Below are 21,001 nucleotides of genomic sequence, written 5' to 3' on the forward strand. Positions count from 1 at the left end.
GCGCAACGGAAGTTGCGCGCGGCTCAGCGCGTCGCCATCGCCGCCTTGCGCCGTTCCTGCCACGCCTTCACCTCCCGTCCCATCGGAGGCCGCATGCACGCCTCCATTTCCGGCCCGGTCCGCACCGTCGGTACGCAGGCGAGATATGCCTGGCAGATGCCCGTATCGAGCAGTGGGTCGCCGCTGGGCGGCTTCAGCGTGCAACGGGTGATGCCCGCACGACGGTCGCGTTTCGTGACGATCCGAAAATTGCGCGGGCGTTCGCCGGTGACGACGATCTCATCATCGGACGGAGACGCAGGCGGTGCGGCCTGTGCCGACAGCAGGGCGGCGGCGAGGACGGCGAGCATCACCGCCCCAGCCGCCGCACGACGCGGATACCGACATGGTCGATGCCAGGATTGGTATCGGAAAATATCTGGCGATGGCTGTGATGTTCCCAGGCCAGTTCGACCGCCCAGCGCCGGTCGACCCGCACCCCGATCGACGCGTTGGGATTGAACAGGATTTTCGACCCGAACGAGGTCCGGCGGCGATAGATGTCGTAGCGCCGCCAAGCCTCTTCGTTCGAGATGCCGGGCTGGAACGGATCAGGGGTAAAGCTGTAGCCGTCGATGACCGTCGCGCCGATCCCCGCCTGCCCATAGACCCAGCCGCGCAGGATATGCTGGCGCCACTCCGCCCCGACGCTGAAGAAGCTGGTGCGCCCGGCGGTGTTGATCTGCACCTTCGCCGTCAGGCGGGGTTTCAGGAGGATGCGCAGCGGCGCGGTGCGATAGGCGATCTGCACGTCGACCGTGCCGTTCTCCTCCTCGCCCTCGTAAATCTGGCCGGCCGGCAATGCGGGCAGGTCGAAGATCAGCTTGCTGCCGAGCGGGTGGAAGTTGGCGCCGTGCCGCAGGACGCCGACCGCGATCTCGGCCTGCTCGCGGGGCGGCATTGGTTCCGGCCCCTCCTGCGCCATCGCCGTCGTCGAGGCGAGCGCCAACACTGCGCCCAGGACGCCCTTTTCCAACCGAATCATATGAACCCCTTCCCGCAAACGGCAGTCGCTTAGCCGTTGCCGATGCTGTATCATCGACAATAATTGCTGTAAAACAGAAAGTATCTTGTGTTAGACGGATATTCGTTACCGCGGAAGAAAGCGCGGGTCTGCCGTGGGATCGGCATGCTGTTTCTCGTGATTGGTGCCTTGCTCGGGGTAATAACGCTGGTCGCAGCGGCGGCACCGGGACCGTATTGGAATTGCGATTCCCAACAAGGCTGCCGCGCCGGCGCTGATGCGGCGAACCTGCTGCCCGACGAAACGCTGGCCAAATTGGACCGCGATCCGGCGGCCCGCCATCGTTTCGACACATGGGCGGCAATGCCCGGCATCCGCATCGGACTGGCCGCTGTCACGCTGCTGCAACACGGACCGATGGCGGTTCTGTTGTTTGCGGTTGGTATGGCGCTGCGACGCCTTGGGCAGAAGCGGCGCAATGCCCTAGTCGACGCGCTGCCATGGTTACGGCGGGCATCGCGCGCCGCGATCGTGCTGGCCTGTACGCGCGTCATCGCGCCCATCGCTCAAAGCCTGTTGCTAGCCAATGGTTTTGGCCAGCCGGAGACAATCGCCTCGCCTATAATGGTGGAGACAACCTTGCTGCTCCTGATGCTGGCGTTTGCCGCCTATGCCACGATCTGGGCATTGGAGGCGGGCTTTCGGGCCGAGCGCGAACTGGCCGATTTCGTCTGATGCCGGTCGTCGTCAATCTCGACGTGATGCTTGCCCGGCGGAAAGTACGGTCGAAGGAACTGGCCGAGGCGATCGGGATCACCGAATCGAATCTGTCGCTGCTGAAATCGGGCAAGGTGAAGGGAGTGCGCTTCGCGACGCTGGCCGCGATCTGCCGTTATCTCGACTGCACGCCGGGCGATATTCTCGACTACACCCCGTCCGACGACGACCTGCGCGCCGGGGGCGAGGAGTGATCCGCCCCCTCGCCCCCTGCACCACGATCCGCTAGGCAAACGCCCATGACCACGCCAGAGACCGACGGCACCGGCCACCGTGCGCGCCTGCGCGGGCGGTTGCTGGAGCATGGCGGCGCGGCGCTGCTCGACCATGAACTGATCGAATATCTGCTGACGCTGGCGATCCCCCGGCGCGATACCAAGCCGCTGGCGAAGACGTTGCTGCATGAATTCGGCGGGATCGGCGGACTGCTGGCCGCCGATCCGCTGGCGCTGGGCAAGGTGTCGGGCATGGGCGACAGCGCGGTGGCGGCGATCCGCATCGCGCAGGCCGCGGCGACGCGGATGTTGCAGGCGCAGGTGGCGGAACGCCCGGTGCTGTCGAACTGGCAAGCGCTGCTCGACTATCTTCACGCCGACATGGCGCATCTGGCGGTCGAGCGTATCCGCGTGCTGCACCTCAACAGCCGCAACCTGCTGATTCGCGACGAACTGGTGGCGGAAGGGACGATCGACGAGGCGCCGATCTATACCCGCGAGGTGATCCGCCGGGCGCTGGACCTGGGGTCGGCGGCGCTGATCCTCGTCCACAACCATCCGAGCGGCGACCATAGCCCCAGCCGCGCGGACATCGACCTGACCCGCACCATCGCCGCGGCGGGCAAGCCGCTCGGCATCACCGTCCACGACCACCTCATCATCGGTGCCAAGGGGCATACGAGCCTGCGCGCCAAGGGAATGTTCTGATGCGTACCGAAAAGGAAAAGATGATCGCCGGCGAGCTGTATCATGCCGGCGACGCCGAACTAGTCGCCGACGTGGCGCGCGCGGCGGCGTGGATGGACCGCTACAACGCGTCGATCGCGATGGCGGCCGATGCCCGCGCGGCGCTGCTGCGCGAAGGGTTGGCGTGCGTCGGGACCGGCGTGACCATCCGCCCGCCCTTCCACATCGATTATGGCTACAACATCACCGTCGGCGAAGATGTGTTCCTGAACTATGGCTGCGTCATCCTCGACGTGTGCGCGGTCACCATCGGCGACAAGACTCAGATCGGGCCGGGCGTGCAGATCCTCGCGGCCGATCATCCGCGCGACCCGGCGGTGCGGGCGCAGATGCTGGAATTCGGGCGGCCGGTGACGATCGGGCGCAATGTGTGGATCGGCGGCGGCGCGATTCTCCTGCCGGGTGTCACGGTCGGCGACGATGCTCTGATCGGCGCGGGATCGGTGGTGACGCGCGATGTGCCGGCGGGGGCGACGGTCGTGGGGAATCCGGCGCGCGTGCGATAAGAAGCGACCGCCGGGTCGCTCCCGGCGGTCGCATCGATATCAGCTCTGGATGGCGATCAGGCGCTCTGGGTCAGGAAGCTGGTCAGCTCCGCCTTGCTCACCGCCTTGGACTTGTCCTTGTCCGCCTGGGCGAAGGCCTGCTTGACCCAGCTCTTCACCTCGGGCTTGTCGGCAGTCACGCCGGGTTCGCTGGCCGATCGCAGGGCGACCATCCATTCGCCGAACTGCTTTTCGGTCAGCTGGCCCTTCCCGTCCTTGTCGTATTTCGGGAATTCGGCCTCGACGATCTGGGCGATCTGGGTGCCGCTGGCGGGCTGGCCGGCCTCCGCCGTCGTCTGCGCGGTCTGCGTCGCGGGGTCGGGCTGGGTAGCCGGAGCCGCCTGCGTAGCGGCAACCGACGGATCAGCCGGAGTTGTCGCCGGCGCGGCGGGCGCCGCCTGCGTTACTGGAGCAGTCGTTTGCGCCGGCGCGGCGTCCTGGGCAAATGCCGGGGTCGACATCAGAACGGCACTGGCGAGAAGAATACGCTTCATCATCGAATTACTCCTTTCGGATTGGTTCGGAACTTCATGCTATCGCCACAAAGACTTGATGACGACTATGCGATGATCCAACCAACTTAGGTCGTTTCGGTTTCGATTGAAGCCCCTTCGCTACTCTTCTATCGCATGACAGGCTCGATTCGTCCGCGACTTGTTGCTAGGGCGCGGCCAACCGTTCGCCCGTTTGGAAAGGCCCGCCATGATTCCCCGCTACTCCCGCCCCGAAATGACCGCCCTGTGGCAGCCCCAGGCCCGATTCCGCATCTGGTTCGAGATCGAGGCGCACGCGACCGACGCGCTGGCCGAACTGGGCGTGGTGCCGAAGGAAGCCGCCGAGAAGATCTGGGCGATGAACGACGCCGATTTCGACGTCGAACGGATCGACACGATCGAGGCGGAGACCAAGCATGACGTCATCGCCTTCCTGACGCACGTATCGGAGCGGACCGGGCCGGAGGCGCGCTTCCTGCATCAGGGCATGACCAGTTCGGACGTGCTCGACACCTGCCTTGCGGTGCAGCTGGCGCGCGCGTCCGACATCCTGCTCGCCGATCTCGACAAGCTGCTCGAGGTGATCGAACGCCGCGCGCGCGAGCACAAGCTGACCCCGACCATCGGCCGCAGCCATGGCATCCATGCCGAGCCGGTCACCTTCGGCCTGAAGCTGGCGCAAGCCTATGCCGAGTTCGACCGCTGCCGCACCCGCCTGCGCAATGCCCGCGCCGAAGTCGCGACCTGCGCGATTTCGGGCGCGGTCGGCACCTTTGCCAACATCGACCCGCGCGTCGAGGAACATGTCGCGCAGAAGATGGGCCTCACCGTCGAACCGGTGTCGACCCAGGTCATCCCGCGCGACCGCCATGCGATGTACTTCGCCACGCTGGGCGTGATCGCCGGGTCGATCGAGCGGCTGGCGACCGAAATCCGTCATCTGCAGCGCACCGAAGTGCTGGAGGCCGAGGAATATTTCTCGCCGGGCCAGAAGGGGTCGTCGGCGATGCCGCACAAGCGCAACCCGGTGCTGACCGAGAACCTGACCGGCCTCGCCCGCATGGTTCGCGGCTATGTGACGCCCGCGTTGGAAAACGTCGCGCTGTGGCATGAGCGCGATATCAGCCACTCGTCGGTCGAGCGCTATATCGGCCCCGACGCGACGATCACGCTCGACTTCGCGCTCGCCCGCCTGACCGGCGTGATCGACAAGCTGGTCGTCTATCCGACGCGGATGGAAAAGAACCTCAACAAGATGGGCGGCCTCGTCCATTCGCAGCGCGTGCTGCTGGCACTGACCCAGGCCGGGGTGAGCCGCGAAGATTCGTATCGCTATGTCCAGCGCAACGCGATGAAGGTGTGGGAATCGGACGGCGCGCTGTCGCTGCTCGAACTGTTGAAGGCCGATCCGGACGTTGCCGCTGCATTGTCGGCGGAAGAGATCGAGAGCCGGTTCGACCTCGATTACCACTACAAGCATGTCGACACGATCTTCGCCCGGGTGTTCGGACAGGCGTGATCACATGGTCCCGCCGGGTACCGACCCGGCGGGACAATAGTATAATATTAACGCCGCGCCGGTAGAAGCGCGCATGATCTTCCGTCGCTCCACAACCGATCTCGAAACCCGCACCGCGATGGCGATGTACCGCCATTCGCCCGACGCCGTCCTGCTGCTGAAAGGCGGCGCGTTCGTCGAATGCAATCCGGCGGCGGAACAGGTGTACGGGCTGCCGCGCCGCGACATCATCGGCCAGAACCCGGTCGTATTCTCACGCGCGACGCAGGGCGACGGACGGCCGAGCATCGAACATGTCGGCGAACGCGTGCAACAGGCGATCCGCGACGGTCACGCCCGGTTCGAATGGTACAATATGCGCGGTGCCGACGAGGTGCGCATGCTCGTCACGCTGATCCCGATCGCCGACGAGGCCGCCGATGCGGTGCTGGTCCAAATTCAGGACCTGACCAATACCGGGCGCGTCGTCGATGCGCTGACCCAGGGGCTGTCGTCGCTCGCGGCGGGGGACCTGAACGTCCGGCTCGACACGCCGTTCAGCGCCGAGTTCGAACCGCTGCGGGCGAGCTTCAACACCGCCGCCGACACGATGGCACAGTCGATGGCCGAAGTGACCTCGGTTGCGGCGGCGCTGCACAACGGGTGCAGCGATATCCGCCAGGCATCGGACGATCTGTCGGGCCGCACCGAACGCCAGGCAGCAAGTCTCGAGGAATCGGCGGCGGCGATCCAGGAAATTACCCAGAATGTGCGCGAAGCCGCCACGCTGGTCGAAACGACCGAATCGATCGTCGCCGACACCCATCGCGATGCGCAAAGCTCCGTCAGCGTCGTCGAGGACACGACGCAGGCAATGGGCGGCATCGAGCGCGCGTCGAAGGAGATCGGCGACATCATTGCCGTCATCGACGGCATCGCGTTTCAGACGAACCTGCTGGCACTGAACGCCGGGGTCGAGGCGGCGCGCGCCGGGGATGCGGGCAAGGGCTTCGCGGTCGTCGCCTCCGAAGTCCGCGCGCTGGCGCAGCGATCGGCCGAGGCGGCGAAGGACGTCAAGGCGCGGGTCAGCGCCTCCACTGCACAGGTCGACCGGGGCGTGGAACTGGTGGCGAACACCGGTGTCGCGTTGAAGCGCATTACCGAACAGATGGACCGTATCCGCTCGCTGATCGGCAATATCGCCACTTCGGCCCGCCAGCAGGCCGATACGCTGGGCCAGATCAATATCGCGGTCGGCGAAATGGACAGCATCACCCAGCATAATGCGGCGATGGTCGAGGAAACGACCGCCGCCGCGCGCAGCCTGGCCGACGAAGCGGCGCGGCTGAACGATGCCGTCGCGGTATTCCGGATAGGCCGGGCCGACCTGCGGGGCACGTACAGCGCGCCGCTCCGGATGGTGGCGGGCGGCCGACGCTGACGGCCGGGGAAGCCGGTCAGCCGACCGGTCGCTCCATGTACACCGCGCCGGCACCGAAACCGGCCGCGCCGCCCGGTGCCGCGATGAACCCCTGGCGCACCCAATAGGCATCGGCCCCGCCGACCGCGATCAGCGCGAGGACGGGGATCGCTCGCTGCGCGGCAATGGCGTCGAGGATCGGCAGCAGGCGCTCGACCGCCTTCGTACCGCGTGCGGCGGGTGCGACGACGACGTCGTGGAGGTACCAGCAATCGGCGCTGGGCGGCAGGTTGCCGAGCAATGCGTGCATCGTCGGCGGCGCGAGCCGGTGCCAGGGATGGCTGATGCAGTGGCCGATCAGCGCATCACCGTCCGCCAGCACCCAACAGCCTTCGGGACTGAGCGCGATGCGTTCGGCGTACAGGTCCGCCGCCTCGCCATAGGCGCCCAGTTCGGCACGCGCGAGCATGGCGATATCGGGCGCGTCGGCGGCGGTGGCGAGGCGCCACTGGGCGGTCATGGTCGCTTGATCCTTGGTTGGGTCGCAGTGTCGTATCACATTCCATCGTCATCCCGGCGAAGGCCGGGATCCATTGACGGCGGAACGTCGCGTATCGTTCGCGAACACCCGACACAATGGATCCCGGCCTTCGCCGGGATGACGATGGAAGCGGACGACCTGTCCCTTACCCGCCGAGCGCGGTCTTCAACCGGCTGAAGAAGCCCATCGATTCCGGACATTCCTCGCCGGTCTCGGTCTCGCGGAACGCTTCGAGCAGTTCCTTCTGCCGCGCCGACAGGCGGGTCGGGGTCTCCACCTCGATATGGATGACCATGTCGCCATGGCCGCGCCCCTGCAGCACGGGCATGCCCGCGCCGCGCTGCCGCAGTTCCTTGCCCGACTGGATGCCGGCCGGCACGCGGATGCTGTGCTTCTGTCCGTCGAGGCCGGGGATTTCGATCGTCCCGCCCAGCGCCGCCGTCGTAAAGCTGATCGGCGCGCGAGCATGCAGCGCGGTGCCCTCGCGTTCGAACAGCGCGTGGCGTTTCACGTGCAGGAAGATGTAGAGGTCGCCCGCCGGCGCACCGCGTGCGCCCGCTTCGCCCTCACCGGTCAGGCGGATGCGCGTGCCTTCGTCGACGCCAGGCGGGATATTGACCTGCAGCGTCTTGGTCTGGTCGACCCGGCCCTCGCCATTGCACACCGGGCATGGGTCGCTGATGACCTGTCCCGCGCCGTGGCAGGTCGGGCAGGCGCGCTCGACGACGAAAAAGCCCTGCTGCGCCCGGACCTTGCCCTGCCCGTTGCAGGTGTGACAGGTCCGCGCCTTGGTCCCCGGCGACGCGCCGCTGCCGCCGCACGGGGCGCAGGACGTCGATACATCGACCGTGATCTCGGTCTGGTGGCCGTGATAGGCCTCCTCCAGCGAAATCTCCATGTCGTAGCGCAGGTCGGCACCGCGACGGGGTCCGGCACGCCCTTGCCGGCCGCCGCCCATGAATTCGCCGAAGACGCTTTCGAAAATGTCGGAAAAGCCGCCGAAATCCTGCGCGCCGCCGCCCGGCCCGCCCGCACCCTGACGAAAGGCGGCATGGCCGTAGCGGTCATAGGCCGCGCGCTTCTGCGGGTCCTTCAGGCAGTCATAGGCTTCGTTGATCGCCTTGAACTTCGCCTCGGAATCCTTGCACCCGGCATTCTTGTCGGGGTGATATTTGATCGCGAGCTTGCGATAGGCCGACTTGATCGTCCCCGCATCCGCGGTGCGCTCGCATTCGAGCAGTTCGTAGAAATCGACTTCGGTGGTCATTCGAAAACCCCAAAAGCCCTCTCCCCGCTGGCGGGGAGAGGGTTGGGAGAGGGGCAGTCACCTGCGACGCCCCCTCTCCCCGGCCCTCTCCCCCGAGGGGGAGAGGGAGCAGTCATCACGCCTTGTGGCTGTCGTCGACTTCCGAGAATTCGGCATCGACCACGTCGTCGGCCTTGTTCTCCGGCTGGGCATCGGCCGCCGGGGCGGCTTCGCTCTGCTGCTGCTTTTCGTAGATCGCCTGGCCGAGCTTCATCGCGACCTGCGCCAGCGCCTGGCTCTTTTCGGTCATGCGATCGGCATCGCCGCTCTCGACCGCCGCCTTGGTCTCGGCGACCGCGGCTTCGATCTCGGACTTCAGCGACGCATCGACCTTGTCGCCATTGTCGGCCAGCTGACGCTCGGTCGTGTGGATCAGCGATTCGGCGTTGTTCTTCGCCTCGGCACCGGCACGACGCTTCTTGTCCTCTTCGGCGAACTGCTCGGCGTCGCGGACCATCTGGTCGATGTCGCTGTCCGACAGGCCGCCCGAGGCCTGGATGCGGATCTGCTGCTCCTTGCCCGTGCCCTTGTCCTTGGCCGACACGTTGACGATGCCATTGGCGTCGATGTCGAACGTGACCTCGATCTGCGGCACGCCGCGCGGCGCAGGCGGGATGCCGACGAGGTCGAACTGGCCCAGCATCTTGTTGTCGGCGGCCATTTCGCGCTCGCCCTGGAACACGCGGATCGTCACCGCACCCTGATTGTCGTCGGCGGTCGAATAGACCTGCGACTTCTTGGTCGGGATAGTCGTGTTGCGGTCGATCATGCGGGTCATGATGCCGCCCAGCGTCTCGATGCCCAGCGACAGCGGGGTCACGTCGAGCAGCAGCACGTCCTTCACGTCACCCTGCAGCACGCCGGCCTGGATCGCGGCACCGATCGCCACGACTTCGTCGGGGTTCACGCCGGTGTGCGGTTCCTTGCCGAAGAACTGCTTCACGACCTCGCGGACGCGCGGCATGCGGGTCATGCCGCCGACCAGCACGACCTCATCGATCGCGCTCGCCTGCACACCGGCATCGGCCAGCGCCTTCTTGCACGGCTCGAGCGTGCGCTTGACGAGGTCTTCGACCAGACGCTCGAGGTCGGCACGGCTGATCGACTTGACGAGGTGCTTCGGGCCCGTAGCGTCCGCCGTGATGAACGGCAGGTTGACTTCGGTGGTCTGCGCCGACGACAGCTCGATCTTCGCCTTTTCGGCGGCTTCCTTCAGACGCTGGAGCGCCAGCTTGTCCTTGGTCAGGTCGATGCCTTCGACCTTCTTGAACTCGTCGGCCAGGAACTGGACAATCTTCGCGTCGAAGTCTTCGCCGCCCAGGAAGGTGTCGCCGTTGGTCGCCTTCACCTCGAACACGCCGTCGCCGATCTCGAGAACCGAGATGTCGAACGTGCCGCCGCCAAGGTCATAGACCGCGATGGTCTTGTTATTGTCCTTGTCGAGGCCGTAGGCGAGCGCCGCCGCCGTCGGTTCGTTGATGATGCGCAGGACTTCGAGACCGGCGATCTTGCCGGCGTCCTTGGTCGCCTGACGCTGGGCATCGTTGAAGTAGGCGGGGACGGTGATGACCGCCTGGGTTACCGTCTCGCCGAGATACGATTCGGCGGTTTCCTTCATCTTCTGCAGGATGAACGCGCTGATCTGCGACGGCGAATATTCCTCACCGCCCGCCTTCACCCACGCGTCGCCGTTCGGGCCGCGCGCAATGGTGTAGGGAACCAGTTCGGTATCCTTCTTGGTGACCGGATCGTCGAAGCGGCGGCCGATCAGGCGCTTCACCGCGAAGATCGTGTTGTCGCCGTTGGTGACGGCCTGACGCTTGGCCGGCTGGCCGATCAGGCGCTCGCCATCCTTTGCGAACGCCACGATCGACGGCGTGGTCCGCGCGCCTTCCGCATTTTCGATGACCTTGGGGCTACCGCCCTCCATCACCGCGACGCAGCTGTTGGTCGTGCCCAGATCGATACCGATAACTTTAGCCATGGTCCCTCATTGGCCCCCGGGTTGAATGTAAAACCTGGACCCGGTGGCACGGGGTAGTGCCGTCCGGGTCGTTCCGAGGGCGGATATAGGCAGGGTTCGGCTTGCCGCAAGATTATGCGCGGCATAGGGAACCGTATCGGGACAGGAGCGTGCGCATGAAGACACGGTGGATCGCGCTGGCAGCAGCGGCAGGCGCGCTGACGGGATGCCAGAACCCGCCGCGGGTCGAGGATGCGTGGGTCCGCCTGCCCGCCGTGCCCGGACGCCCCGCCGCCGCCTATGCGATCGTGTCGCGCGGATCGACGGCCGACCGTGTGACGGGCGTCACGACTCCGGCGGCGGGTCGCAGCGAGCTGCACGAGAGCATGACGGGCCATGGCGGCATGGCATCGATGCGGCCGTTGCAAAGCCTGTCGTTCGGCGGCGACCACCGCATCCTGCTGCGACCGGGCGGAACGCATGTCATGCTGTTCGACCTGAAGGGCGACCTGCGCCCCGGCGGCACGATACCCCTGACCTTCCGCTTCGAACGGTGGGAGGACGTCACCGTCGACGCAAAGCTGGTCGGCGCGGGCGATCCGGCACCCTGACGCCGGGTGCGGCGGCGGCTCAGCAGGCCCCGCGCAGCCTCGCGACAAGCTCACCCTGCCGATGGGTGCCGGTCTTGTTCAGCAGCGCCATGACCTGCGTGCGGACGGTGGCGACACTGCATCCGCGCAACCGGGCGATGGCGGCACTGTCATGCCCCACCGCCAGCAGGACCGCGACCTGCGCCTCGGCCGGAGTCAGGCCGAACAGGTCGGCGAACAACTCCGCCGAGGGCGCCGCGGCGGTCTTCGCGGACAGCATCACTCGGGCGCGGGCAAGCGGTCCCGAGGGGCGTCGCGGTGCCGCACGGACCGTCAGGATCAACCGCTCGCCCTCGTCATGGCCGTCGCTGCCCGGCATGCGCAGCACGACCCGCCGTCCGGGGCGGAGCGCCTGTAGCGGATCGAGCGCCTGCGCGATGGCGAGCGACAGCGCCCGATCGGTCGCCGCATCGCGGGCATGGATCCGGCCGCCGCGCATGGTCAACGGCCCGGCCGGCGCCAGCCACGCCTCGCACCCCGGCGACATCTGCACCATGCGTCGGTCGCCATCGAGGAGGAGCACGCGCTGCTCCAGCAGCTCGGCGGTTTCGCGAACCGTGCGGTCGAGCCCGGCCCCCAGCGCCACCGCCTGGGCCATGATGTCGGACAGGGCCGGCGCGGCCGCATCGATGATGTGCGCCTCGCGGTCCGCCGAATCGAGGAACGATCGTGGCCGCAGCAAGGACAGGATCGCATCGCACCCCGGCACGCGCAGGCGGGTCAGCGCGGCAAAGCCCGCATCGGCGCGGTCGAACAGGTTGCGATAGATCGGCAGGGCGTCGCGTTCGTGCCGGCTCAACAGCGCATCGTCGAACACCGTCCTCAGCATCGGACCATCGATCGCCACCCCGGTGCGCGGATTGGTGTGGCGGCTCAACCCGCCTTCGCGCACGAAGGTGTCGACCATGTCGGGCGTCACCCCCCGGATCAGGTCGAACGCGACGGCCCCCGATCGATCCATGCCGATCAGGTGGACCACGCGCGCGTCGGTCGCCCCGGCAAAACCGGCCAGCGCGTCCTGCCAGTCCTCCAGGCCGAACGCCGCCCTGCGGAACCGTTCGACGATGTCGGTGACGTCCACCGATCCCCCTTCGCCCCTGCAGCACGACGCCGTCCGTCCCACCGGACGGGGCCGACCGAACGGATAAATTCTCGAGAGGCGCATGGCCATACCGCATTTGAATGATGTCCGTGCGGTGCGGCATCGACATAGGTGCAGCGCGGCAAGGGTGTGCGACGCACCGGGGGCCGCACCATCCGTTCTGAGGGGGACATCATGCGTATTTCACGGGCCGGCGCGCTTGCCGGCACTCTTTTCCTTGCGCTGCCCGCAGCCGCGCAGACCGCCGCCGGTCCGGTTTCCGAACCGCCCGCGTCGGCCGCGACCGACGGCGATCCGCAATCGACCTATGCGGTGGCGGTAGCGGCCGGGACGCTCGGCATCGGGCCGGAAATCGGCTGGCGCATTTCGGACCATGTCGGCATCCGCGGCGGCGCGAGCTTCCTGACCGTCAACGCCTCGTTCGAACCGGAGGACGTCAGCTTCGATGGCAAGGTCAAGCTGAACTCGTTCGGGGCGACGGTGGACGCCTATCCGTTCGGCGGCAATTTTCGCGTGTCGGGCGGGGCGCGTATCAACAACAACGAAATCGGCCTGACCGCCACGCCCAATGTCGCGGTAGAGATCAACGGCAACGAATATCAGCCGCGCGACATCGGCACGCTGAGCGCCCGCGCCGCCCCGCGCAAATTCTCGCCGATGCTGACCCTGGGCTGGGCGGGCAGCAACCGCCGCGGGTTCATGTTCGGCTTCGATGCCGGCGTGCTGTTCCAGGGCGCGTTCAAGATCGATCCGCTGACCGCCACCGGCCAAAAGCGCAACGACCCGACCCTGCGCGCGGACCTGGAAGCCGAGCGCCGCTCGCTGCAGGACGATGTCGACAAGGTGAAGGTCTATCCGGTCCTGCAAGTCGCGATCGGCTATCGTTTCTGAAGCCTCAACGGCCCGCGCCTTTAACCGCGCGGGCCGCACCACCATGTCGGCCGCATGCGCCGTCCGCTGACCCCCGCCGAGACCGAGCTAGCCCGCACGATGTTCGGCGACACGATCGATTATCAGCAGGCGCGAGTGGCGAATGCGAAATGGGCGTTCTTTCAGCCCAGACAGGTCGCGATGGCGCCGACCGGCTGCATCCATTTCCACCCACGGGGCACGTTGTACCGCGACGACTTCGCCGCTGCCGGGCGCGATCTGGCCGCGCTGTTCCTGCACGAGATGATGCACATCCACCAGACGCAACATCGCGGGCGCTACTGGCTGCCTCTCATGCGACATCCCTTCTGCACCTATCGCTACACCGTCGTGCCGGGAAAACCGTTCGAAGCGTATGGCATCGAACAGCAGGCGGAAATCGTCCGCCACGCCTTTCTGTTGCGACAGGGCGTGGCAATGAAGGACAAGCCGCCACTGGAAGTGTACGAAGCGCTGCTACCGTTCGGGCGGGGTTAAGGCGTCAGGACTTGAAACGGATGACGCGCGACGACAGCGTTTCGACCGGATGCCCGTTCGCGTCGCGTGCCGGCGTGTAGCGCGCGCGTCGCGCCAGCGCTTCGCACGGGATCGCATCGAACGTTGCATTGCCGGACGAGCGGACGACACGACAATTGCGAATGCCCCCCTCCTTCGTGATGATCCAGGCGACGGTAACGTTCGCGTTCGCGCCCAGCAGCTGACGCGGAAAATCGCTGTTTGACAGCCACATCGACGGATCGCGCTGGGCCCGTGCCGGCAGCACCGGCGCAGTATCGACCGCGCCGACGTCGAAACCCCAACTCTGCATCAGATCGGTTTCGCACTTGCGTAGCGCGGTCAATGCGGCACGCGACAGCGAAAGGTTCACGCGAAACGGCTTCCCACCTGATAAGGCGAAGCCCACCGGCTCCGTTCCTGCAAAGTCGGTGACGGTATCGCGCGGCAGATCGAAGGTGATCCCCATGTTTCGCCCCTTCGGCAAGGACGTACGCTGTCCGTCACCATCGAACACGCCCTTCCCCGCGCGACCATCGATCTGAACCTTGACCCGCGGCGAATATCCCAACTGTTTTCGATCACCGACCAGCACCGTCTGTACACGGTCGTTGAACGGCGTAGGCCGGAACAACACGCTGACGCGGTTGCCCGCATCGCCATAATCGCGACTGAGGACACACATATCCTCGGCATAGTTGACGCTCCATGCCGATGCCGGCTTGAGCGGCGGCACATCCGCCGCACCGCCCTGCCCCGCCAGTATCGCCGCCAGCATGATCGCCTTCATCGCATTGCCCCGCATTGCCCCGCATTGCCCCTGCCTGCACGGTGCCATGGGCATTGCCCGCTCGCAACTATCGGAACCCTCTGGCCGGCAAGCTGTTGGCATCGCGCAACGATTTTGAAAGCCTGCCCCCATGTCGACGCGCAAAGGCGCCACCCTGCTCGCCCGCCTCGGATTCGCGGCGCGCGGTATCGTCTATTGCATCGTCGGCTGGTTCGCGATCGACGCCGCGCTGCGCGGCGGCAAGGCCGGCGACAATCAGGGTGCCATCGCCAGCCTGGCCGACGAACCGTTTGGCGAATGGCTGCTGGCGGCGATGGCGGCGGGGCTGGCCGGCTATGCGCTGTGGCGGCTGACCGAGGCGCTGTTCGATCCCGAAGCGCAGGACAATGACGCCAAGGGCGCATTCCGTCGCGCCGGCCATGCGGTCAGCGGGATCGCCCATGTCGTGCTGGCATGGACCGCCGCGCGCCTCTCCCTGCACAGCGCGCGGGCGACCGGCCGTGTCGGCGGCGAGGAGAGCGCCCATGACTGGACGGCATGGATGCTCGATCAGCCGGGCGGACGGTTGCTGGTGGCACTGGTCGCCATCGGCCTGCTGGCGGCGGCGGTCCAGCAGGCGAAAAAGGCATGGACCGGCGAGTTCGCCCGCACCCTGTCGGGTGGAACGCCGGTGCCCGACTATGTCTGTACCATGGGTCGCATCGGCTATGGCGCGCGGGCAGCGGTGTTCGCGGCGATCGCGTTCCTGTTCGTCGCCGCGGCATGGGCGGCGGATGCCGACGAAGCCGGCGGCATGGCGAGCGGCATGGCACTCATGCAGCGGCAGGCGGGCGGACAGTTGTTGCTCAGCGCGATCGGCATCGGCTTCATCGCGTTCGGGGCGTTCAGCTTCGTCGAGGCGCGCTGGCGCCGGTTGCAGGTGCGGTTGCCGGCATGACCGGGCGTGAGGTGCTGGAGGCGCGCTGGCTCGACCTGACCCGGCGCGAGCTGCCGGCGGTGGCGCGGGAGCGCGGATGGCCGGTGGTGGCCGACCATTGTTTCCAGCGCATCCTGCTCGACAATGCATTCGGCGGGCAATGGTATGATCATGTCGCCGGACGTCCGGCTTATGCCCATGCCGATCCGGCCGCCCTCGCGCAGGCGGTGGCGTTGGGAGAACAGGCGCTGACGGGCGATGCCGATCTGCCCGACCTCAACCGACGCTCGCTGGAATGGCGCGGCAAGGCCCCCTCGAAACCGGGACGAGGCACCCCCATCTCTCGCCCTAGCCAATCCAAAAGAACGAAGATAGAACGGACCGCATGAGCCTGACCCATATCTCCGTCCGCGGTGCGCGGGAGCATAACCTCAAGGGCGTCGATATCGACATCCCGCGCGATACGCTGACGGTCATCACCGGCCTGTCGGGTTCGGGCAAGTCGTCCCTCGCCTTCGACACCATCTATGCCGAAGGGCAGCGGCGCTATGTCGAATCGCTGTCGGCCTATGCGCGGCAGTTCCTCGAACTGATGCAGAAGCCCAATGTCGAGCATATCGAAGGGCTGTCGCCGGCGATCTCGATCGAGCAGAAGACGACCAGCCGCAACCCGCGATCGACGGTCGCGACGGTCACCGAAATCTACGACTATATGCGCCTGCTGTGGGCGCGGGTCGGCGTGCCCTATTCCCCCGCCACCGGCCTGCCGATCAGCGCGCAGACCGTCAGCCAGATGGTCGACCGGGTGCTGGCGCTGCCCGAAGGTACGCGGCTGCTGCTGCTCGCGCCGGTCGTGCGCGGGCGCAAGGGCGAGTATCGCAAGGAACTGGCCGAATGGCAGAAGGCCGGGTTCCAGCGCGTGCGGGTGAACGGCGAAGTCCATCTGATCGAGGACGCGCCGGCGCTCGACAAGAAGTTCAAGCACGACATCGAGATCGTCGTCGACCGGCTGGTGGTGAACGCCGATGCCGCGACGCGTCTGGCCGAGAGTTTCGAGACCGCGCTGAAGCTCGCCGATGGCCTCGCCTATGTCGACCTGGTCGATACGACGGTGGCGCAGGCGCAGTCGGGCAATCCGCCGCTGGACAGCGAACAGGGCGACCGCGCGACCGAGGCAGCGCCGCAGACCGGCAAGCTGAAGGGCGCCGGCATCCCCGACAACCGCATCGTGTTCTCCGAAAAATTCGCCTGCCCGGTCAGCGGATTTACGATCAGCGAGATCGAACCGCGCCTCTTCAGCTTCAACGCGCCGCAGGGTGCTTGCCCGGCGTGCGATGGTCTTGGCGAACGGCTGGAGTTCGACGAGGACCTGATCGTCCCCAACCACGAACTGTCGATCAAGAAAGGCGCGGTGGTGCCGTGGGCGAAGTCCAACCCGCCCTCCCCCTATTACATGCAGGTGCTCGGATCGCTGGCGAAGGCCTATGGCTTCTCGCTCGACGCGGCATGGAAGGACCTGCCCGAGGAAGCGCAGCGCGTGATCCTGCACGGCACCGCCGGCAAGCCGGTGACGCTGACCTTCATCGACGGCAAGAAGTCGTATGACGTCAAGAAGCCGTTCGAGGGCGTGCTGGGCAATCTCAACCGGCGGATGCTGTCGACCGAGAGCGCGTGGATGCGCGAGGAACTGGCGAAGTACCAGGCGTCGCAGCCCTGCGAGACCTGCCATGGCGCGCGGTTGAAGCCCGAGGCGCTGGCGGTCAAGGTCGCGATGCAGGACATCGCGCACGCGACGCGGCTGTCGGTGGTCGATGCCCTCGCCTTTTTCCAGTCGCTGCCTGAGCATTTCAACGACCAGCAAAAGGCGATCGCCCAGTCGATCCTGAAGGAGATCGTCGAGCGGCTCGGCTTCCTCAACAATGTGGGGTTGGATTATCTGAACCTCGACCGGACCAGTGGCACGCTGTCGGGTGGTGAGAGCCAGCGCATCCGCCTTGCTTCGCAGATCGGCAGCGGGCTGTCGGGGGTGCTGTACGTCCTCGACGAACCGTCGATCGGGCTGCACCAGCGCGACAACGACATGCTGCTGGCGACCCTCAGGCGTCTGCGCGATCTCGGCAACACGGTGCTGGTGGTCGAGCATGACGAAGATGCGATCCGCACCGCCGATTACGTCATCGACATGGGGCCGGGCGCCGGCGTCCATGGCGGCGAGGTCGTCGCCAAGGGAACGCTGAAGCAGATCCTGAAGTCGAAGGGATCGATCACCGCCGATTACCTCAACGGCACGCGGTCGGTGCCGCTGCCCGACAAACGGCGCAAGGGCAATGGCAAGAAGCTGACGGTGCACAATGCCACCGCCAACAACCTGACCGGTGTCACCGCGTCGCTGCCGCTCGGCACCTTCACCTGCATCACCGGCGTGTCGGGGTCGGGCAAGTCGAGCTTCACGATTGACACACTTTACGCCGCCGCCGCCCGCACCCTGAACGGCGCCCGGATCGTGCAGGGCAAGCATGACAAGATCACCGGGCTGCAGCATCTCGACAAGGTGATCGACATCGACCAGTCGCCTATCGGCCGTACGCCGCGATCGAACCCGGCGACGTATACGGGCGCGTTCACCCAGATTCGCGACTGGTTCGCCGGTCTGCCCGAAGCACAGGCGCGCGGCTACAAGCCCGGCCGGTTCAGCTTCAACGTGAAGGGCGGCCGGTGCGAGGCATGCCAGGGCGATGGCGTGCTGAAGATCGAGATGCACTTCCTGCCCGACGTCTATGTGACGTGCGACGTGTGCCACGGCGCGCGGTACAATCGCGAGACGCTGGAGGTGAAGTTCAAGGGGATGAGCATCGCCGATGTGCTCGACATGACGGTCGAGGACGCGGTCGAGTTCTTCAAGGCGGTGCCGCCGATCCGCGACAAGATGGCGATGCTGGCCGAGGTCGGGCTGGGATACGTCAAGGTTGGGCAACAGGCGACGACGCTGTCGGGCGGTGAGGCGCAGCGGGTGAAGCTGGCCAAGGAACTGGCGCGGCGCGCGACCGGCAACACGCTCTACATCCTCGACGAACCGACGACGGGCCTGCATTTCGAGGATGTGCGCAAATTGCTGGAGGTGCTCCACCAGTTGGTCGAGCAGGGCAACACCGTGGTAGTGATCGAGCATAATCTCGACGTCATCAAGACCGCCGACTGGATATTGGACATGGGGCCGGAAGGCGGCGTCAAGGGCGGCCGTGTAGTGGCGGAAGGCACGCCGGAAACCGTCGCAGCGGTCGAGGGGAGCTTCACCGGGCGATATCTCAAGCCGCTGCTGACACCCAGGGCACAGGCGGCCGAGTGAGTCTCTGGCGAGCGCCGTTCGAAGCTGCGTTGCGGATGTTCGCGACGGTCAGCGAGGCGTTGCGCGCCACCGGTCAGCCCCGCCCGATCCTGGTCGGCGGGGCGGCTGTCGAATATTGGTCGGGCAGCGCCGTTTCCACCGGCGACTTCGATCTGTGCTCGCCTGTGCAGGAGGAGGTGGAAGCGGTTTTGCGGGAGCATGGCTTCATTCGTCCAAGCGGGCCCGGCAACGCGACGCAGGGCTGGATCCATCCCGAACTGGCGCTCGGGTTCGAGGTCGTGGGCCGCGTCCCACTTGACGGGCTGGTTCCGCGCGAACGGATCATGCTGATCGACGATTTCGCGCCCGGTTCCTCGTTTGCCATTCTCGGCGTGGAAGACCTGATCGCGGACCGGATGGGGCAATATGCTTCCGGCACCGCACCGGATCGGATCGAACAGGCTCGGTTATTGTACCGGCTTCATTCTTCTCTCGATCGCGCCTATCTTGAACAGCGGATACGGCAGGAAAGTGCAGGTGATCATGGCGTCGACGATCTCGACTGAAGCGGAGGACTGGCCGGGCCCCCGGCTGCGCCATGCCGACATCGCGCAGCAGCTGGCCGAGCGCCGCGCGGCACTTGGCAACCCGGAGCTGCCGCGCAACGCCGGCAGCAATCGGACCGACAGCAAACGCGCGCTCCTCGCGGCGATCGAGGCCGCCGGCGGGCGCTGGTAGCACCGGCGGCGAAACCGCCGTTTCCCGTATAATTTCGGAAGCTCCGTCGCGCCCCGGCATTCGGGCTTGATCGATATCAAGCGAAGGATCCGTCGACATGCGTGCGCTCACCCTCGGCCTCGTCGCCGCCGCTACCCTGGTTACCGGATGCACCGATTACGGCATGGGCGGTCCGCGCTATGCCGATGCCGGCTATGGCCGCTACGACTGGGATCGCCCCGACCCCTCGTACAATGGCTATGACGCCGCACGCTATTACCGCGACGACCGCCGCTATCGCGAACGCCGCCTGTCGCGGAACGACCGGGTCTATGTCGGTCAGGACGGCCGCTATTATTGCCGCCGCAACGACGGCACGACCGGTCTGATCGTCGGCGGCATCGCCGGTGGCGTGCTTGGCACCGCGCTGCGGCCGGGCGGTTCGGGCCTGCTGGGTGCGCTGCTGGGCGGTGCCGCCGGCGCAGCCGGTGGCCAAGCGATCGACCGCAACAACGTCCGCTGCCGCTGACCCGACCGGCGACGTTTCGAACGACATCGGCCCGCCCCTTGCACGGGGGCGGGCCGATACCCATATCCGCTTCGCTACAGTCGCAAATCGATGGTGTCCTGCTTTGCGGCAAGTTCCTTCTTTCCCTGCTGCCTAAGGCACGGGGGTCGGGTGTTTCCGGCGCCCGCAACCTCCGGAAGGAACCTTCATGGCCAATCTCGGCACCGTAAAATTCTTCAACATCGACAAGGGCTATGGCTTCATCGCCCCCGACAATGGCGGCACCGACGCCTTCGTCCATATTTCGGCGGTCGAGCGCGCCGGCATGGTCACGCTGAACCAGAACCAGCGCGTGGGCTATGAGCTGGAAGAAGACCGGCGCGGCCGGGTGAGCGCGGTCAACCTGACCGCCGCAGACTGATTTTCGTGGGGCGGGCGGAGCGATCTCCGCCCGCCCCTTTTGCTTGGAGGATATTCTTGGCCGACACCGCCGAAGCCTATCGTGCCCGCGCCGCCGTGGAGCGCGCCAATGCTGAAGCCGCGACGCTGGACAATGTCCGCGAACGCTGCCGCCGTGCCGAACAGGCATGGACCGAAATGGCCGACCGCGCCGAGCGCACGACCGAACAGCGGCTGATCCGCGAAGCGGCGACCGTCCGCCGGAGCGAAACCATCGGTTGAACCTGTCGCTGTGCCGGTCGTTGGACCGGTGAACAGCGAAGGGATCGACCATGGCCAACCATAAGAAACACAAGCCGAAATCGCGCACCGCAGGCGTTTCGACGCTGCGTACTGTCGCGTTGGCCGCCACCGGCATTGCCGTCGGCCTGTTCGGCGTGCTGCTGGCTCGGCGCAAACCGACCGAAGGCCATGCCGCGCCCGATCTGGCGCTGGACAAGGATCGTCCCGGCCCGACCGACCGCGCGCCTGAAGCCTTCCGTCCCGATCCGACCGCACCGGTTTCCGCTGCCGATCGCGAGGCACTGCGCCCGGCGACCGGCCCGGTGCCGACGATGGTCGAGCCGCGCGGCAGCATGGCGTCGCAGACCGGCGCCTGAC

26 protein-coding genes are annotated in these 21,001 nt (G+C 66.5%); 18 read left to right on the forward strand and 8 right to left on the reverse strand.

Annotation, left to right across the window (positions count from 1 at the left end; translation table 11 throughout):
- Nucleotides 1-23: 23 nt before the first annotated feature.
- Nucleotides 24-350, reverse strand: a complete 327-nt coding sequence (locus AVT10_RS15105; RefSeq protein WP_066693291.1) for a hypothetical protein — start codon at nucleotides 348-350, stop codon at nucleotides 24-26.
- Nucleotides 350-1,024 carry an acyloxyacyl hydrolase gene (locus AVT10_RS15110; RefSeq protein WP_126013415.1) on the reverse strand — a complete coding sequence of 225 codons (675 nt, stop codon included), beginning with the start codon at nucleotides 1,022-1,024 and terminating at the stop codon, nucleotides 350-352. The genes AVT10_RS15105 and AVT10_RS15110 overlap by 1 nt, the downstream gene beginning before the upstream one ends.
- 144 nt (nucleotides 1,025-1,168) lie before the next feature.
- On the opposite strand from AVT10_RS15110, the gene AVT10_RS15115 reads away from it, so the two are divergent.
- The 4 genes from AVT10_RS15115 to AVT10_RS15130 are packed head-to-tail and all read left to right on the forward strand — an operon-like array spanning nucleotide 1,169 to nucleotide 3,248.
- Nucleotides 1,169-1,738, forward strand: a complete 570-nt coding sequence (locus AVT10_RS15115) for a hypothetical protein (RefSeq protein WP_066693294.1) — start codon at nucleotides 1,169-1,171, stop codon at nucleotides 1,736-1,738.
- Entirely contained in the window at nucleotides 1,738-1,974 is a 237-nt protein-coding gene (locus AVT10_RS15120; RefSeq protein ID WP_055789866.1) for a helix-turn-helix domain-containing protein, read from the forward strand. The genes AVT10_RS15115 and AVT10_RS15120 overlap by 1 nt, the downstream gene beginning before the upstream one ends.
- Before the next feature lie 45 nt (nucleotides 1,975-2,019).
- The gene (gene radC, locus AVT10_RS15125; RefSeq protein ID WP_066693297.1) at nucleotides 2,020-2,703 is read left to right on the forward strand and encodes a RadC family protein; all 684 of its coding nucleotides are present in this window, start codon (nucleotides 2,020-2,022) and stop codon (nucleotides 2,701-2,703) included.
- Nucleotides 2,703-3,248 (forward strand): sugar O-acetyltransferase, encoded by a 546-nt coding sequence (locus tag AVT10_RS15130; RefSeq protein WP_066693301.1) that lies wholly within the window; start codon nucleotides 2,703-2,705, stop codon nucleotides 3,246-3,248. Before radC ends, AVT10_RS15130 begins: the two co-directional genes overlap by 1 nt.
- Before the next feature lie 56 nt (nucleotides 3,249-3,304).
- On the opposite strand, the gene AVT10_RS15135 is transcribed toward AVT10_RS15130, so the two are convergent.
- Entirely contained in the window at nucleotides 3,305-3,781 is a 477-nt protein-coding gene (locus tag AVT10_RS15135) for an EF-hand domain-containing protein (protein WP_232308040.1), read from the reverse strand.
- A 208-nt stretch (nucleotides 3,782-3,989) separates the two neighbouring features.
- On the opposite strand from AVT10_RS15135, the gene purB reads away from it, so the two are divergent.
- Together purB and AVT10_RS15145 are read left to right on the forward strand one after the other, a co-directional pair.
- On the forward strand, nucleotides 3,990-5,300 hold the full coding sequence (gene purB / locus AVT10_RS15140) for an adenylosuccinate lyase (RefSeq protein ID WP_066693307.1): 1,311 nt from the start codon (nucleotides 3,990-3,992) through the stop codon (nucleotides 5,298-5,300).
- A gap of 73 nt (nucleotides 5,301-5,373) precedes the next feature.
- Nucleotides 5,374-6,720 (forward strand): methyl-accepting chemotaxis protein, encoded by a 1,347-nt coding sequence (locus tag AVT10_RS15145; RefSeq protein WP_066693309.1) that lies wholly within the window; start codon nucleotides 5,374-5,376, stop codon nucleotides 6,718-6,720.
- Nucleotides 6,721-6,736: 16 nt separating this feature from the next.
- Here AVT10_RS15145 and AVT10_RS15150 read toward each other — a convergent pair whose 3' ends face one another.
- From AVT10_RS15150 to dnaK, 3 genes are all read right to left on the reverse strand, one after another.
- Nucleotides 6,737-7,219: a GNAT family N-acetyltransferase gene (locus AVT10_RS15150; RefSeq protein ID WP_066693311.1), complete on the reverse strand. Its 483-nt coding sequence runs from the start codon at nucleotides 7,217-7,219 to the stop codon at nucleotides 6,737-6,739.
- A 166-nt stretch (nucleotides 7,220-7,385) separates the two neighbouring features.
- Entirely contained in the window at nucleotides 7,386-8,507 is a 1,122-nt protein-coding gene (dnaJ, locus tag AVT10_RS15155; protein ID WP_066693314.1) for a molecular chaperone DnaJ, read from the reverse strand.
- A gap of 115 nt (nucleotides 8,508-8,622) precedes the next feature.
- Nucleotides 8,623-10,530 (reverse strand): molecular chaperone DnaK, encoded by a 1,908-nt coding sequence (gene dnaK, locus AVT10_RS15160; protein ID WP_066693317.1) that lies wholly within the window; start codon nucleotides 10,528-10,530, stop codon nucleotides 8,623-8,625.
- Between the two features lie 155 nt (nucleotides 10,531-10,685).
- Here dnaK and AVT10_RS15165 point away from each other — a divergent pair, with 155 nt between their 5' ends.
- Nucleotides 10,686-11,120 carry a copper chaperone PCu(A)C gene (locus tag AVT10_RS15165; protein ID WP_066693323.1) on the forward strand — a complete coding sequence of 145 codons (435 nt, stop codon included), beginning with the start codon at nucleotides 10,686-10,688 and terminating at the stop codon, nucleotides 11,118-11,120.
- 19 nt (nucleotides 11,121-11,139) lie between these two features.
- On the opposite strand, the gene AVT10_RS15170 is transcribed toward AVT10_RS15165, so the two are convergent.
- Complete coding sequence (locus AVT10_RS15170) at nucleotides 11,140-12,240, reverse strand: helix-turn-helix transcriptional regulator (RefSeq protein ID WP_066693325.1); 1,101 nt, start codon at nucleotides 12,238-12,240, stop codon at nucleotides 11,140-11,142.
- A 195-nt stretch (nucleotides 12,241-12,435) separates the two neighbouring features.
- On the opposite strand from AVT10_RS15170, the gene AVT10_RS15175 reads away from it, so the two are divergent.
- Nucleotides 12,436-13,152 (forward strand): hypothetical protein, encoded by a 717-nt coding sequence (locus AVT10_RS15175; protein WP_066693328.1) that lies wholly within the window; start codon nucleotides 12,436-12,438, stop codon nucleotides 13,150-13,152.
- 54 nt (nucleotides 13,153-13,206) lie between these two features.
- The gene (locus AVT10_RS15180) at nucleotides 13,207-13,668 is read left to right on the forward strand and encodes a vgr related protein (RefSeq protein WP_066693330.1); all 462 of its coding nucleotides are present in this window, start codon (nucleotides 13,207-13,209) and stop codon (nucleotides 13,666-13,668) included.
- A gap of 4 nt (nucleotides 13,669-13,672) precedes the next feature.
- On the opposite strand, the gene AVT10_RS15185 is transcribed toward AVT10_RS15180, so the two are convergent.
- On the reverse strand, nucleotides 13,673-14,524 hold the full coding sequence (locus tag AVT10_RS15185; RefSeq protein ID WP_164523843.1) for an energy transducer TonB: 852 nt from the start codon (nucleotides 14,522-14,524) through the stop codon (nucleotides 13,673-13,675).
- 82 nt (nucleotides 14,525-14,606) lie between these two features.
- On the opposite strand from AVT10_RS15185, the gene AVT10_RS15190 reads away from it, so the two are divergent.
- From AVT10_RS15190 to AVT10_RS15230, 9 genes are all read left to right on the forward strand, one after another.
- Nucleotides 14,607-15,413 (forward strand): DUF1206 domain-containing protein, encoded by an 807-nt coding sequence (locus tag AVT10_RS15190; RefSeq protein WP_066693334.1) that lies wholly within the window; start codon nucleotides 14,607-14,609, stop codon nucleotides 15,411-15,413.
- Nucleotides 15,410-15,781: a GCN5-related N-acetyltransferase gene (locus AVT10_RS15195; protein WP_198158603.1), complete on the forward strand. Its 372-nt coding sequence runs from the start codon at nucleotides 15,410-15,412 to the stop codon at nucleotides 15,779-15,781. Before AVT10_RS15190 ends, AVT10_RS15195 begins: the two co-directional genes overlap by 4 nt.
- Entirely contained in the window at nucleotides 15,778-18,738 is a 2,961-nt protein-coding gene (gene uvrA / locus AVT10_RS15200) for an excinuclease ABC subunit UvrA (protein ID WP_066693336.1), read from the forward strand. Before AVT10_RS15195 ends, uvrA begins: the two co-directional genes overlap by 4 nt.
- A gap of 35 nt (nucleotides 18,739-18,773) precedes the next feature.
- Entirely contained in the window at nucleotides 18,774-19,283 is a 510-nt protein-coding gene (locus AVT10_RS15205) for a hypothetical protein (RefSeq protein WP_232308041.1), read from the forward strand.
- A complete protein-coding gene (locus AVT10_RS15210; RefSeq protein WP_066693339.1) occupies nucleotides 19,261-19,455 on the forward strand; it encodes a hypothetical protein in 195 nt (64 codons plus the stop codon). The genes AVT10_RS15205 and AVT10_RS15210 overlap by 23 nt, the downstream gene beginning before the upstream one ends.
- Before the next feature lie 97 nt (nucleotides 19,456-19,552).
- Nucleotides 19,553-19,963 carry a hypothetical protein gene (locus AVT10_RS15215; protein WP_066693344.1) on the forward strand — a complete coding sequence of 137 codons (411 nt, stop codon included), beginning with the start codon at nucleotides 19,553-19,555 and terminating at the stop codon, nucleotides 19,961-19,963.
- A 187-nt stretch (nucleotides 19,964-20,150) separates the two neighbouring features.
- Complete coding sequence (locus AVT10_RS15220; RefSeq protein ID WP_066693346.1) at nucleotides 20,151-20,363, forward strand: cold-shock protein; 213 nt, start codon at nucleotides 20,151-20,153, stop codon at nucleotides 20,361-20,363.
- A gap of 56 nt (nucleotides 20,364-20,419) precedes the next feature.
- Nucleotides 20,420-20,623 carry a hypothetical protein gene (locus tag AVT10_RS15225; RefSeq protein WP_066693348.1) on the forward strand — a complete coding sequence of 68 codons (204 nt, stop codon included), beginning with the start codon at nucleotides 20,420-20,422 and terminating at the stop codon, nucleotides 20,621-20,623.
- 50 nt (nucleotides 20,624-20,673) lie between these two features.
- Nucleotides 20,674-21,000, forward strand: coding sequence for a hypothetical protein (locus AVT10_RS15230; protein ID WP_066693349.1), 327 nt, complete (start codon nucleotides 20,674-20,676; stop codon nucleotides 20,998-21,000).
- Nucleotide 21,001: the final 1 nt, after the last annotated feature.

Source organism: Sphingomonas hankookensis (assembly GCF_001619955.1).
GTDB classification, from domain to species: domain Bacteria; phylum Pseudomonadota; class Alphaproteobacteria; order Sphingomonadales; family Sphingomonadaceae; genus Sphingomonas; species Sphingomonas hankookensis_A.